We start from the raw sequence: 14224 nt of genomic DNA on the forward strand, positions 1-14224 counted from the left end.
TATGAAAACATTATACATTATCGGTAATGGATTTGACATCCATCATAGATTAGACACAAGATATCAAAGTTTTGCAAACTACTTGGCTGGAAATGACAGCGAAGTCTATGACCTTTTATTAAATTATTATGGACTTCCTGATATTACAAACCCCGAATTGACAGATGAAGAATATGCGTTATGGTCAAGATTTGAGCAAGCGTTAGCTGATTTAGATTACTTAACAGTATTGGACGATAATTCTGACCTAATTGCTCGCCCTGGTGCTGAGGATTTTCGAGATAGAGATTGGCATAGTTATCAGATAGAGATGGAAGAAATCATCAAAGATTTAACTACAACTCTGATTAACGACTTTAATAATTTTATCCTTGAAGTTGAATACGAAAATATTCCAAAAGACATACTAATTGACTTGGAAGATGATAGTCATTTTTTAAACTTCAATTACACTGAAACATTACAAGAAAGCTACAATATTCCCGAGGAGCGAATAACCTATATTCATAACAGAGCCAATGCAGACAACTGTACACTAATTTTAGGACACGGAACCGACCCATCGAATTTTATTGAGAAAGAAGAAGAACCGCCACAAGGTTTAAGCGAAGAAGAACTCTATGAATGGCGTGAGCAAAAGGCTGATGAATATGACTTTTCTTATGAAAGTGCTAAACAAGAAATACTATCTTATTATACAAAGGCATTTAAAAATACAACTTCAATTATAGAACACAATATTGATTTTTTTACAAATCTTACGGAGGTTGAAAAAGTTATTGTTTTGGGACATTCCATTTCAGAAGTTGATTTAAAATATTTTGAAATATTAAAAGCCAAACTAAATGAAAATGTAATTTGGAATGTTTCATATTATAGTGAGCTTGAAAAGCAAGCACACAAGGAAACATTGTTGCAACTTGGAATAAATGATAACAATATTATTCAAATAAAAATTACAGATTTAAAAAAGCAGCTTTAATTATCAGTAAAGTATTCTTGTGCAATTTTTGCTATTCCCACACTAAAATATCTACCGCCATTGATAATAACTTCAATGGCTTTTTTAAAATCGTCTGTATCGCTACCGATAAGCAGATAACTTTCAAAGCCAATTTCTAAGACGGCTTTTACCGTTTTATCTACATCAATATCACTATAGGCAATAAGTTTAATGTTTGGATATTTTGTCCTTAATTCCCGAAGCTGGGTAAGCACAATCATATCGTGAAAATCAAGGTCAATAATAAAGACTTTGGGAAGTGTCTTTAAAGAGGATAATTGAGATATTCCGTCCTCAATGTTTTCCGAACGAAACAATACATTAATTCCTGAAGCAACGAGGTCGTTGTTGGTCAAATCCAAAATTGGGCTTTTATCATTGATAAAGGCAATGCTGGTTTGGTCGAGATTGTTTACAGTTTCCATAACTATCAATTTTTAAAGTTAGTGGCAGACTGCACTAAAAAAGAAGGCGCAGGCAACTACACTTATTGGCATTAAGGCACTGGTACGCCTGACCCCCAAATAAGCGAGCGCCCACGCCTGTGACGTGAGCGTTCTTACTTATCTGTTCCGGGGTTTTAAAAATTACCAGTTTCTAATGCGGAACCTAAAGCAAAAACACTTTAAGATTTTCTATATTTTCAGATGCAAAGATACTAAACTCGTTCCGATGCCGGAACATAATAAGTGTAAAAAATGGTTATACTGTGTTGGGCTTATTGGATATATAGTTCTGTTCCAAAATTTTCAGAATATCACTTTCCTTATAGATTATTTTGCCCCCAATCTGGATAAATGGCAGGATATTATCATCACGGTATTGTTGTAAAGTTCGTTTGCTGATATGTAGCAATCCGCACATATCTTCGCCCGAAAGGTAAATTTCTCCGTTCATTACAGGACGGTAGTTTTTCAATATTTCTTCAATACGGCTTCGCAACCGTGTTATCATTTCCTGATAGGCGATGATTTCTTCGGCTTCATTCGTAAGTAAATCCATTGTCATTTGTATTGTACGGCTGTCCGGCTTCGAGCAAAGCCTGCACATCCGAAAGTTTATAGTAATTCTTGCGGTTCAGTTTGGAGTAAGGCAGTATGCCTTTATCCTTGTAGCTTTGTAAAGTCCGTTTAGTAATGTTCATCATCAGGCACACCTCCTGGTTATCGAGCCATTGTTCTTCTTTGAAAATCGAGGTATATTTATGAGTAGCATTTTCGGTCAGTTCCAAAAGCTCCTTTATATCATTCTTCATTCCGTCCAATGCGGATTTTTGCAGTGCAATAACTTCCATAGTTTGCATTATTTTTCTGTGGAAGTCGAATTTATAAAGGCTTTTTGTGCGGTTGGGAAAGGTTGCGCCCGTTGGCTTTGAAAGGCAGTATTTGGCAGTTTACTTTTGTCTTAAATAAAAAAATCGGATAGTTATTTAAGCTATCCGATTTGATATTGTTCATTCACAATTTAAGGAAAATACTTTTTTAATTTCTCCGGTATTTCTACATTATTAGATTGTAAAATACTTTTATATTCATTGGTAATGGTACTTCCTTCAATAAATATATTATTAAATCTTTCCAATAACCAATCAGAATTATCTCGTTGATTATAATGCTCAACCAATCTGTTAATTATATCATTGTCAGGGGGATAATTTTTAATTACTCCGGAAATAATATCGGCTCTATCATTTACCCATAAATATGACTTATATCCCACAAAACTGCTATTGTTTAAAACCTCTTCTTTAAACGTATTTAAGAAGCCATTTCCTAACAATATTTGATGTTCATTGATAGTTGGAGAATACTCTCGTATAGCACTTATTATAGTCCTATTTGCTTCAGCTATTTCATTTTGTGGAATTAAACCATTTCTTAAAAAAGAGGTATATAATCCTAAAATATTATTACAGGATGGCAATTGAGTTTTCCAAAATTTTCTGACTTCTTCTTCGTTAAAATTAAATCTTAAAATCTTATCCGTATGGTTCGATAGAAAATCTTTTAAATAAAATTTATTGGCTTTGACAATTGCAATTAAACTATCGTTTACGAAATCTTTATTTACCTCTAAACTTTTACTAATTAGTTCCTGTTTCCTTTTAGATAAGTCAAAATCCCACTCTCCATTATTTAGCAATGTTTCCCAAAAATGTTTCAATTTTGACCTTTCTACGGAATATTCAACCTCTTGAATTAATGGAGTAATATCTTTATCCGGTGGAGTAATAGTTGGGTCAAAGTGCTTATAAATTTTATTTATCAAAGATTGCATTCCGCCCTCTATCGTTATTTTTGACATATTACTCTCCATAAATGCCCAGAAGTTTTCGATATGGAAAGTGTCTATAATGTTATCTTTATAATGAGCGCAATCATTCCTCCTGTCTTTCCAATATTTTATTTGCAATCGTAGATTGTCATTAAGGCTAAAAATTGGGTCTTTAATACGTTGCTTTGTAGCCTGGTCAATTTTTTCTTGTTGTTGTGTAGCATCAAATACATTTGCTTCCCACAGGTCTTCATTTTGTAATTTAGAGATTAGTTTATCCCATTCTCCTTGCGGAAATAGGTTTGGTTTAGTTCCTTCTATTATTCTTTCCTTCAGTATTGTCAGAAAAGCCAAATATGAAAACAATAATGATGCTCTGTTCGCTCTTGCTTTATAACAAGTAACGGCATCAGTAAATAGTACGTTTACATCTTCTGAAAAATTATTATTCTCAATCCAATTTTCAATTCGTAATTTCATTCAAATTATATTTTGCCAATTTTGCTGTTTAACATACTACAAAATTATGCAAATTTATTAGGCGGGAGGTTGAATAAACAGATTGATTATCGAGGATTTTGAATTTCCACTTCTGTTTTTTCTTTATCTTTTTTCTCACGGGAATAAACCCACAATGACAACAGCCCGAAAATAATCAGTGCATAAGCTATCCATTTACCAACTCGTTCAATAAACTTAATGGCGACCTGCTTTTCATAGGACGAAAAGCCCTCTGCTCCGGTGTCGCTTCGTCTGTAAAACTTCCGACGGTTAATCCAATAACGAAGACCCAACCCCAAAACCAAGAATATTATTCCTATAACCAATGATGCCACCATAGCCCTTACTTTTAATTTTTACCGATGATAAATTTAAAAAATATTGATTAACCTCTAAAATTATTCCTATGCGAATACGCTGAATGCTAAAACGGCTTATCGAAAAGATAAGCCGTTCGCTCTGAATACATACATTGTCCTAATCACTACTGTTAAACTGAAAACTTACCTGCTTCTCGTTTCCAAAACTGTCCGAAATCCAAACGTCAAAAGATTGCGATACGGCAGAAGTCGAGTTATAATACAATCTGAATTGCTCTGTGGGTAATGGGTACAAGTCATTTGGCAAATACGGTGGTTCATCATAATACTGTAATGTGCCTTGTCCGTCAAATTGGAAATAACGAAGAAAATACTGCGTGTTGCTGTAATTTCCAGTGCGCTGTATAGTAATGCGTATCTCAACGGTCTGTCCGTTGGCAACATCTTTAGGTACTGGCATCACTTTAACCTCGAAAGGAAAATCATTCTGTATTTCGAGTTCATCATCTTTGCTACAAGATACCAGCGAAACCGAAGCTGTGAGGATTGCCAAGAGTACATATACAGGCAGTAGCCCCATTCTGAATTTATTAAATATTGCTATCATTGTTCTACGTTTTAAAAGTTAAACCTTAATCCTATGCCTGCGGATGGTCGAAACTGCTCCAGGTCTGTACCCCAAAGAACTTTTGTTCGCCCTTGCAGGATTAACACAAATCGGTCTGACAGGTAGGTTTCAAAAGTCAGCCGACCACCAGCACCATAAACGAAATTGTCCTCGTCTAATATTTTCGCCCCGTCATACAACATCGTTTCGCCCCGGTTGATGCTTTCATAACCGACTACACTTGTTATTCCGAAGTTCAATGTGATGTTCTTACGGGTATCGCCCAGCAGGAAGAAACTATAACCGCCCTCTGCGGTATAGGTTTCCTGTGGTATGCGGAGGTCTTTATAATCGTGATATTGATGCGTATATTCCAACGCCCAAAGCTGGTAATTACCGTTCTTACCGTTTACGGTCATTGCTATATTGATATAATAATCATTCCCGATTTTATCATCGGATAGTACACCTGTACTCACTTCCAATCCTTTCTGCTTAGGCAGCATTCTTTGTGCCTGTGTAACCGTGATGGCCATAAAGATGAGCATCACGGTATAGATATACTTTTTCATATTATTTGCTTTAAGAGGTTATTAAAATTTCAGGTGCATATCGTTAATCAAACGGGCTTTAATTAAGTCGGAATTTTCTACCTGAAGTGTTTGATGTCTGCCGCCGTTTTTCTCGAAAATCTCAATCAGCAGTACCTTATCATCGGCAATGGTAAATTGGTCAAGCAGGAACACATTTTGTTCGGTCGCTTTTCCGGCAATGCCGTCCAATGGTTTGTAAGTCCTAAGTGGTATCATCGGGCGTTCCTGTACTACGGTGCGTTTGGCTACTTTCTTATCTACCACCTTGAAATTCACAAAATCAATCTCGAAAGGTACATTGGTACGGTTTCTCAATTCCGTATGGAAATAGTATTTGCCATTGTGAATGTAAATACCTTTCAGAATGAATTGTATTCCGAAACTCTTAGCCCCGATATGTTTTACTATACGTTTATCCTTTTTATAAATGGTTTCCAAAAGCAAGCCTGCCAATGACGGGGAATTGTTGCCCAATTCTTCAAAAAGCACATCGTTTCCGTTTGCTTTATCTACCGCTTTTTGCATCGTTAGCAGGTCATAGCTTATCGCCTCCGGATAGGAACTATAATATACATTGAAGCTGTAAAAACGTCCGTCATTAGTAATCACAGAGAAATTGGTTTCCGGCTCAAAGTTTCTCACAGATGCTTTTACACGCAAAACATTTTCCGCATCTTCCGCTTTCCCTGCAATCAGGTATTCGCTGCCCAAATCCACGTAACGAATGGCAGTTGGGAAAATCAGGTGCGAAGTTTTATCATAGGTAACTTCCATATGGTACGGTTCTATCTTGCCCAAGGCAAGCGGTGTTTTTGCCTTTGCACTATCCTGTGCAAAAGAGGTTGCGGCAATGCCGACAGTCAGAGCGAATGCCCAAAAGGTTTTAAAAAGATTTTTCATTATTTTATTTATTTGAGTTCAACATTATTGTTTGGAAACAAGGAAGACCTGATGCCCTGTCTTCAGGGTAACTTTTGGAGTTCTTACTTTTTTGGCGAAATAACCCGAAATACCCTGTACCACGCCACGGCTTAAATCAGCAGCAACCTGTTGTCCGGCATTCTGCGTAAGCATTATACTTGTTCCTGAAGTCTGGCTCATATTACCCGCCATTTCGGTTAGGGCGTTCATTTCGGGCGAATATGGAACGTATAAACCTTGCTGTCCGTCCAAATCGTAAATGGTAATGTCAACCGGGATGATGTTGCCCTCTAATTCAATGGATGTTATTTTTAGCTGTAAACGTCCTCCGTGAAATTTGGCATTCGCCGTTACAATCGTCCCTTTGGGAATGGTTCGGTTAGGTGTTTTAGCAGGTTCCAATAAACGCAGCCTTACGCCTGTTTCCCCGATAACAGTCTGCGTTTCGTGAACGCAGGCTTTAATACTGTTTTTCGGCTGCACTGTTTGCTCAGTAGAACCAGCAGTATAAAACCCACGATTTTTTGTTTCGCTCCAATCGGCTAAAAAAGCACTGTCGCTTGGCTCACGGTACAGGGCTGATACGGTGTTTTTCTTTGTAGGGGTAAAAGCTACAAAATGCTCTTTTTGATTAGCACCCGAAGCCTTTGATGCTGTACCATTAGTTTGAGGTGCTTCTCCTGTGTTCGCAGTACCTTGTGGAAGATACTTTGCCGCCATCTGATAGGATTTCTCCATCAGGGCAAGCTGGTCATTAACAGTAACGGGTTTAGGTACATCTTTCTCTGCTAATCGTTCTTTCAATTCGTCCAATTGCCTGCGTAGTTCCGTTGTTTCCGAATTTTCACTCTGATAAAATGACCCTAATGTACTTTGCGCATTTCTGTAGCTGCTCAACGCTGGACTACCGTTTCTTACCGAACTTTTACTATTACCATAGCCGTTATTTTCATCTTCGTCAGAAAATTGTTCGTCAGTCGGCTCATCTTTATCTTCCGTATCCCAATAGTGAGAAAGCGTAGCTAAAGAATTTCGCTTTTCCTGTTCTTTTCGTTCGAGCATTTCCTGTTCGTAAGCCTTGCCCTTGTCGGCAGGCATTCCTGCACCCGTTGCCTGTGGAACTGCATCGTTAAGCCCTACGTTTTCAATTGCCTTTTTATCTTCAGACGGTTTAAATATGAGGTACATACAACCTAAGAAGACAACTGCCATTAAGCCAAAAATGAGTGGCTTTTTGAGCTTTTCGGCTTTGTTCTGTGTACCATCTTGCAGTACATCAGCAGTTGATGTCGGGTTTCCCTCTGTTACCCGAACAACCGATTTTTTGTTCTCATTTTCTTTCATAAATCCTATTTTTTAAAATTGTTGATACTGTGTCCTGCAACCTTGCTGGACTTTCATTTTTTTTGAGAATAGGGTTTTCGATATGCCTGATGTTGATGGCATCATTGGGCTTACCTGTATCGTACACTACTTTGCCGATAACCCCTGCGGTAAGCAAGAGATAACCCACAAAAAAATACAGGGTATATTGATGCTGTTTACGAACTGGCAATGCCTGCCAATGTTCGTCCAGCTTATCGAAATACCTATCCATATTTGCTCTTAATTTTTTCATAGCCTTACTATTTCTGTTGTTATAGCTTGAAACGCTTAGGACTTTTCCCTGCTTTTTGCTTCGGCTCATCCTTGACCAATGCGACCGCTTCAACTGCTTTGGGTACGGATATTATAGACAGGTTTGTCAGCTCCGACTTTTTCAGCAGTTGCCCAAAACCGTCCGTCTTTATTACGTCCATTCTGTTAAGAGAGAATTTGCCGTTCAGGTATTTTACCCACATATTGCATTCTACACGAGGCTTATTTTCTCCCGACCATTGCAGGTAGCCAGTCAATAACAAGTCCTGCTTAGGCAGGCTGTCTGCACCTTTTTGGCAGTTTTCAAGATATTCGCTGATGCTATCTTTTAGCTTTCCAGCATACGCACCCTGCGTATGGAAATAGCCGTTGTATCCTTTTTCAGTAAGGATTTTTGCGAATGTGTTTAAATCTGATAATGCTTCCATAAGATTTGTTTTAGCGTTCGATAACTTCGATATCCCTGTTTTCTACGACTGCAAACTTTTCGATATTGAAACCCTGCGGGTTGTTGTCTGAGCGAACAGAGTTCACGAGATAGCAAGAGGTAATCAGATTACGCTTGGTTACATTGCTCGAACGAATGATGAATTGTTTGGCATAGGTTCGCACCGCATACGGATAGTTATCGAAATTGCACACAACACTATCCACCTCTATGCGTTGTTGTACGTTCCCCGAAATAATACGACTGTAGTAACCCTTTTCCGTTAAATCTTTGTAATAATCAAAAGCACTTTTGTCTGCAAGGTTAAAAGCCCTGCTCATATTGCTTTCGATGGCGTTCTTATCGGGAGCGAGCGTAAAGAATAGTTCGTGAAAACGTCTGACGTGTTCCCTCGCCTCAACCGGGCGGTTGATGCTTGCATCCTGGGATAAAGCAAGCATTAAAGATTTACCGTTATCCAGTACATAAATTTTTTGGCGTTGTTCTTCTGCAAAGCGGTAGGACTGCCATACGGCATATCCTACCACGCCAATGCAGAGAACCGCAAACACAATGGCATACAAACGTATCTGCCTAAAGCTGTTTTCGATATTTCTTAGCGTTTTAAATTCCATTTTTTTAATGATTAATTGTTTATTTGTTCATTAGCTTTCCGCCAATATTTCCAACCGTAGAACCCGCACCAGCTCCGGCGATGTTTCCGGTTTTCATTGCAGCTTGATTTACATTTCGGGTAAAGTTTCCTGCGCCTCCGGCTTGGATTACCCAACCTGTTACGGTCGGTATCGTGAAGTACCCGATGATGCCTATAATCATAAAAATGATGTACACCGTATTGCTGGTATCGGGAATGAAGGTGGGGTCAGCCAGCATTGCTATATCCCTTTCCAATATGAGAGATTGTATTCTTGCCAACATCGAGCTGAACAAATCCGAAACGGGAAGCCACAGGTAAACACTAACATATCGGGTCAGCCATTGCGTGAGCGTGGACTGAAAACCATCCCATACGCTTATCGCAAAGGCTATCGGCCCGAGTATGGATAAGACTATGAGGAAAAATGTTCGTATGGTATCAATAACCAAAGCAGCCGCCTGAAAAAGTATTTCCAGCAAATTGCGGAACCAATCTTTTATGGCTTTTTCTATCTTGTAGGCTTGCCTGTCCATATACATTCCCGCCATTGTTCCAATGTCGGAGGGCGACCAGCCCAATTCGTCCAGCTTTTTATCAAACTCTTCATCTGATACCATATAAGCGGTTTCGGGATTTCTGACCATTGCCTCGTATTCCAATTGGTCTTTCTGCTGTTGGAGCTTATTCAGGTCAAGCACCTGGTCTTCAAGTATGGCGTGTGTTCCTGTAACCACCGGACTTAATACCGCATTGATAGTTCCTAATACTATAGTTGGGAAAAACATAATGCAAAGCCCCAAAGCGAATGGACGTAACAGCGGGAACATATCAATAGGTTCGGCACGGCTTAACGCCTGCCAAACCTTTAATGCCACATAGAACAACGCACCCAATCCCGCAAGACCTTTAGCCACTGCCGCCATATCTCCGGCAAGTGGCATCATATCATCATAGAGTGAACGTAAGAGTTCGTGAAGATTATCCCATTCCATTTTTACCAGTATTTTTGGTTAGCAGTTCCATAGAGTTCAAGCACTCTTTTGGCATCATTTTTCTTTTTCGCTCTCAGGTAGCTGACAGAAATATTCTTATTGGTGTAATAGCGTACAAGGCTATGGTAGTCCTTTACTTCTTTGTACACACGGTCAATAATATCCATACGCTCCTTGTCGTTCAGAGAAAGGCTTGATGCTGTTACAATCTGTTTGAGTTCTTTCAGCAGTTCTGTACTTTCATTCAGCAACGCTGAATAACCGTTACCGATAGCTACCAATTCCTGCGGCGAAAAATTGGGGTCGTTCATCATCTTGCCGAAATTTTGCACATACATTTCGGACACATCGCCTACCAGCAAAACCGTTTGCTGTACTTTGCGGGCATCTTTCACAAGGTTGTTGATGGCTTTAAGCTTGTCGTAGTATTCTTTACCTTGCTCATACACTTTCTTTACCTCGTTGAAGTTCTTAATCACATTACTCACGGTAGAGGAAGTCTGTACGATTTCGTTTGCACTATTGAGAATACCCGATGCCAGGTTTGTAGGGTCGGTTACTACCCATTGGGCTTTTGCTGACGGTACTACGGCAAGCATTAGTGCCGTACACACCAGATACAATACTTTTTTCATTGTTTCTGAATTTTAAATTGTTAATGACTATTGATTTGCCTTGTCACGCCTTTGCATAGAGATATGCTTGATGGCGAGTTCGACGTTACCGTCCAGCTCTTGGGCGAGCTGCATCACTTCCATTTTTTCGGTTTCTTCAGTGGTGTAGGCTAAGTATTCTTCGAGACTTACTTCGGTGGCATAGACTGCCGAGTTCGTACCACCTAAACCTATCCACACTTCTTTGTAAAGCCGTGAAGCGTCGTTGTTCATATTGATGGAAAGCACCTGACCTTTTTCTTTATCTGTAAGTCCCAACATTGCCTGTATATCATCAAACTTGTTCATATACTTGCGTTGGTCTAATAGGATTTTACAGTCGGAATTATTGATGATACTTTCTTTGACAATGGGCGACTGGATGATGTCGTCAACCTCCTGCGTTACGACAATTGCTTCTCCAAAAAACTTCCTTACAGTTTTAAATAGGTACTTGATGTATTCAGCCATACCTTCTTTGGCAATCGCTTTCCACGCTTCTTCAATCAGAATGAGCTTTCGGATACCTTTAAGTCGCCTCATCTTGTTGATGAAGACTTCCATAATGATGATGGTAACTATAGGAAAGAGGATTTTGTGGTCTTTAATTGCATCAATTTCAAACACAATAAAGCGTTTGGAAAGCAGGTCTAACTGCTTATCGGAGTTCAACAGATAATCGTACTCGCCACCTTTGTAGTAGGGTTCGAGAACGTTTAAAAAATTGGCGATGTCAAAGTCTTTTTCCCTTACCTGTTTTTCTTCGAGTACCTTACGGTAGTCGCCTTTTACATACTCATAGAAACCATTGAATGACGGATAAATATCGTCCTGTTTGATACGTTCGATGTAACCGCTTACAGCATTTGACAATGCTACTTCTTCCGAACGGGTTGGCGGTTCATCGTCACGCTTCCAAAGCGTAAGTATCAAGGTCTTGATACTTTCACGCTTTTCGATGTCGAAAACACCATCGTCCGTATAGAAAGGATTAAAGGCAATCGGGTTGTCTTCAGTATAAGTGAAGTAAACGCCGTCTTCGCCTCTGGTCTTTCCTTTGATAAGTTCGCACAAACCCTGATAGGAATTACCTGTATCTACGAGCAGAACGTGAGCGCCCTGCTCGTAATATTGTCTTACCATATGGTTTGTGAAGAACGATTTTCCCGAACCAGATGGCCCCAAAATAAATTTGTTGCGGTTCGTGATAATCCCACGTTTCATTGGCAAATCCGATATATCCAAATGGATAGGCTTTCCGGTCAAGCGGTCAGCCATTTTAATGCCGAACGGAGAGGGCGAATTATGGTAGTTGGTTTCTTCCGTGAAGAAGCACAAAGCAGGTTCGATAAAAGTGTAAAAACTTTCCTCACTCGGAAAATCGCCAGCATTGCCCGGCATTCCTGCCCAATACAAAGTGGCTACGTCCGTAGTGTTGTGTCTGGGCTTACACTCCATTAGTGCCAACGCACTACCGCAATCGTTCTTCAACTGTTTCAATTCGGCAGGGTCTTCCGACCACGCCATAATGTTGAAGTGCGCCCTTATGGAAGACAGCCCGAAGCTGTGGGCTTCGTTCAGGTACTTTTCTATCCACTCTTTGTTGATTTGGTTAGCCCTGCTATACCTTGCCAGCGAGTGCATATTCCTTGCGGACTTTTCAAACTTTTGCAGGTTGTCTTCGCTGTTATCTAAAAACAAATATTGGTTGTAGATATGGTTACAGCTAAGGAGTAGTCCCACAGGAGCGGCGAACGATAAACGGCAATCGCTCCGGTCGGTAGATAGTTTTTCAAAACGGGTATCAGCCGATACCGTTCCAGGCAAATCGTCCGTATCGGACAAAGTGTGCAGGCTCAATCTTTTGTTCCCTATACGGACTTCTTCTGTTCCGAGTGCGATGTCCTGCATCGGTGTTCCGCTTTCCCTTGACAGGGTTAGGTATTGTTCCAACAATCCCTGCTTTTCGTCTGTTCCGATAATGTCGTCTTCAGTAAGGCGTTGCAGGGTTATGAAACCACTATCGTTCACGATACGCTCAAATTGAGCGACTGCCTCCATAAAACGGTGTATCGTTTCCTTGTTCCTGATTTCCTTTGGTATCAGCGTACCTTTGCAAAGCGAACTGAAGTTGCTTTGCATACGCATTCTTTCCTTTGTGGTCTTGGTAAGGAACAGGTAACAATAATGGTTAAGGAATGGTCGCTCATTAAAATGGCGTTGGTAGGATTTAGCCAAAAAACTTTGGTCTTCCTTTGCTAAATCGGGAGCGTAGCTTTCCTTGATGTACCAATCCTGTTTATGGATAACCGTAAAATCGGGCAAAGTTTTGATAGCCTTGTGCCAGGCGGAATGAATGGCTTCATATTCCGCAGAAGCTACCGTAAACAGTTCCGGCAAACGCACTTCAAAGCAGGCAGTAATGTCTGCATCTTTGGAAAGGATGCAGTTGTTTTCTACTGCCAACAAAGGAAATTTGTTTTCCAGCGTTGTTGTCTTTGAAACGTTTCTCATAGGGCATTCGATTTAGGAGTGAATTTTAAATAGCGGTGTACAGGCTTGCGACAAATGATGTATCGGGGATGTCTTTTATTTGCCCCGATTTTCATTAGCCCGTGTTCACCATACTTCCTGTTGAGTGAAAAGGTCTGCCACACAATAAGCGAAGCACCGCCTGCTCCGAGGAACAGGCAGATGTAGGAGTTTACGCCTGCCATATACAGTATCATCACAAGGATGAGCGTACCGAGCAGTCCGCCAGCGAAGATGAACAGGTATTGTGCCTTCAGCCCTTTAAATTCCACTGTTCTGCCAATGCCTTTGTTTATGTTGTAACTGTTCATAAAGCAAAGGATTAAAGGAAGAATGAACGCAGGATGGTAGCCGCTACGATTAAGAAGATACACGCACCGAACCAGCTTGCCGCAGTCTTCGATGTGTCAGGGTCGCCACTACTGAATTTGTTGTACACCTTAACACCTCCGATTAACCCCACGACCGCACCGATGGCGTAAATTAATTGGGTTGCGGGGTCGAAATAAGACGTTACCATTTGGGTAGCCTCGTTGATGCCTGCCGAGCCGTTTCCCTGTGCAAACACACCAATTGCTGACAGCATAGCCGCTGCCGTCAGCAAAACTTTTTTTCTTTGTTTTTCCATAATTGAAACACATTAATTTGTTACTGTTTATCCCGCACCTTGCGAGTTTTCGGGACAAATGTCTTATGGAAAAAGAGGTGTTATAAGAATGTGGCAGTCAAAGGAAGTGTTTGGCTGTGAGTGGCTTTTGGGGTGGAAATCTTTAGGGCAGAAGCACTAATAACCAGATGCTTTTTATGCAATTAACAGTTGGTTCAATGCAACTTTTAAATTACATTTGTACATTCATAATAAAGTTAATTTTAATCATTTTTGAGATGAAGATATCAGGCAGACATATTGGAGAAATGCTGAAGGAAGCCAGAGAACAAAGGCAATTAACTCAAGAACAATTAGCTCAAAAAGTAGGTAAGAAAAGGAGTTATATTTCTAAGGTCGAAACTGATTATGGAAATAATATCAAACTTCAAACCCTTAAAGAGATAGTAGAAAAAGGATTTGACGGTACGGTTAAAATTAATTTGGAACTCTGATTTG

At 39.9% G+C, this 14224-nt stretch carries 19 protein-coding genes; 2 read left to right on the forward strand and 17 right to left on the reverse strand.

Annotated features, from left to right (window positions below; all coding sequences use genetic code 11):
* Position 1: 1 nt before the first annotated feature.
* Entirely contained in the window at positions 2-982 is a 981-nt protein-coding gene (locus B3317_RS10870) for a bacteriophage abortive infection AbiH family protein (protein ID WP_291111381.1), read from the forward strand.
* On the opposite strand, the gene B3317_RS10875 is transcribed toward B3317_RS10870, so the two are convergent.
* The 17 genes from B3317_RS10875 to B3317_RS10955 form a co-directional block, all read right to left on the reverse strand.
* Positions 979-1428, reverse strand: a complete 450-nt coding sequence (locus B3317_RS10875) for a response regulator transcription factor (protein ID WP_109568726.1) — start codon at positions 1426-1428, stop codon at positions 979-981. The two genes, B3317_RS10870 and B3317_RS10875, sit on opposite strands and share 4 nt — an antisense overlap.
* 277 nt (positions 1429-1705) lie before the next feature.
* On the reverse strand, positions 1706-2005 hold the full coding sequence (locus tag B3317_RS10880; RefSeq protein WP_109568727.1) for a helix-turn-helix domain-containing protein: 300 nt from the start codon (positions 2003-2005) through the stop codon (positions 1706-1708).
* Positions 1986-2297, reverse strand: coding sequence for a helix-turn-helix domain-containing protein (locus B3317_RS10885; RefSeq protein WP_291111384.1), 312 nt, complete (start codon positions 2295-2297; stop codon positions 1986-1988). The genes B3317_RS10880 and B3317_RS10885 overlap by 20 nt, the downstream gene beginning before the upstream one ends.
* A gap of 170 nt (positions 2298-2467) precedes the next feature.
* Entirely contained in the window at positions 2468-3757 is a 1290-nt protein-coding gene (locus B3317_RS10890; RefSeq protein ID WP_291111386.1) for a hypothetical protein, read from the reverse strand.
* Positions 3758-3843: 86 nt separating this feature from the next.
* Positions 3844-4116 (reverse strand): molybdenum ABC transporter permease, encoded by a 273-nt coding sequence (locus B3317_RS10895; protein ID WP_109568729.1) that lies wholly within the window; start codon positions 4114-4116, stop codon positions 3844-3846.
* 139 nt (positions 4117-4255) lie between these two features.
* Positions 4256-4705, reverse strand: a complete 450-nt coding sequence (locus B3317_RS10900; protein ID WP_291111388.1) for a DUF3872 domain-containing protein — start codon at positions 4703-4705, stop codon at positions 4256-4258.
* Positions 4706-4716: 11 nt separating this feature from the next.
* Positions 4717-5277: a conjugal transfer protein TraO gene (locus B3317_RS10905; RefSeq protein ID WP_291111390.1), complete on the reverse strand. Its 561-nt coding sequence runs from the start codon at positions 5275-5277 to the stop codon at positions 4717-4719.
* A gap of 21 nt (positions 5278-5298) precedes the next feature.
* Entirely contained in the window at positions 5299-6198 is a 900-nt protein-coding gene (gene traN, locus B3317_RS10910) for a conjugative transposon protein TraN (RefSeq protein ID WP_109568732.1), read from the reverse strand.
* Between the two features lie 24 nt (positions 6199-6222).
* Positions 6223-7563 carry a conjugative transposon protein TraM gene (gene traM / locus B3317_RS10915; RefSeq protein ID WP_291111392.1) on the reverse strand — a complete coding sequence of 447 codons (1341 nt, stop codon included), beginning with the start codon at positions 7561-7563 and terminating at the stop codon, positions 6223-6225.
* Positions 7550-7837 (reverse strand): nitrogen regulatory IIA protein, encoded by a 288-nt coding sequence (locus B3317_RS10920; RefSeq protein ID WP_291111393.1) that lies wholly within the window; start codon positions 7835-7837, stop codon positions 7550-7552. The genes traM and B3317_RS10920 overlap by 14 nt, the downstream gene beginning before the upstream one ends.
* A 19-nt stretch (positions 7838-7856) precedes the next feature.
* Positions 7857-8285, reverse strand: a complete 429-nt coding sequence (locus B3317_RS10925; protein ID WP_291111394.1) for a hypothetical protein — start codon at positions 8283-8285, stop codon at positions 7857-7859.
* A 10-nt stretch (positions 8286-8295) separates the two neighbouring features.
* Complete coding sequence (traK, locus tag B3317_RS10930; RefSeq protein ID WP_109568736.1) at positions 8296-8919, reverse strand: conjugative transposon protein TraK; 624 nt, start codon at positions 8917-8919, stop codon at positions 8296-8298.
* Positions 8920-8938: 19 nt separating this feature from the next.
* The gene (gene traJ, locus B3317_RS10935; RefSeq protein ID WP_109568737.1) at positions 8939-9934 is read right to left on the reverse strand and encodes a conjugative transposon protein TraJ; all 996 of its coding nucleotides are present in this window, start codon (positions 9932-9934) and stop codon (positions 8939-8941) included.
* A 2-nt stretch (positions 9935-9936) separates the two neighbouring features.
* A complete protein-coding gene (locus B3317_RS10940; protein ID WP_291111396.1) occupies positions 9937-10569 on the reverse strand; it encodes a DUF4141 domain-containing protein in 633 nt (210 codons plus the stop codon).
* A gap of 27 nt (positions 10570-10596) precedes the next feature.
* The gene (locus tag B3317_RS10945) at positions 10597-13101 is read right to left on the reverse strand and encodes a TraG family conjugative transposon ATPase (RefSeq protein WP_291111397.1); all 2505 of its coding nucleotides are present in this window, start codon (positions 13099-13101) and stop codon (positions 10597-10599) included.
* Positions 13098-13430, reverse strand: a complete 333-nt coding sequence (locus tag B3317_RS10950; protein WP_078690881.1) for a DUF4133 domain-containing protein — start codon at positions 13428-13430, stop codon at positions 13098-13100. The genes B3317_RS10945 and B3317_RS10950 overlap by 4 nt, the downstream gene beginning before the upstream one ends.
* An 11-nt stretch (positions 13431-13441) precedes the next feature.
* Positions 13442-13747, reverse strand: coding sequence for a DUF4134 domain-containing protein (locus tag B3317_RS10955; protein ID WP_078690882.1), 306 nt, complete (start codon positions 13745-13747; stop codon positions 13442-13444).
* Between the two features lie 176 nt (positions 13748-13923).
* On the opposite strand from B3317_RS10955, the gene B3317_RS10960 reads away from it, so the two are divergent.
* Positions 13924-14220, forward strand: coding sequence for a helix-turn-helix domain-containing protein (locus B3317_RS10960; protein WP_245896536.1), 297 nt, complete (start codon positions 13924-13926; stop codon positions 14218-14220).
* Positions 14221-14224: the final 4 nt, after the last annotated feature.

The organism is Dysgonomonas sp. UBA7710, assembly GCF_002482385.1.
Lineage (GTDB): Bacteria > Bacteroidota > Bacteroidia > Bacteroidales > Dysgonomonadaceae > Dysgonomonas.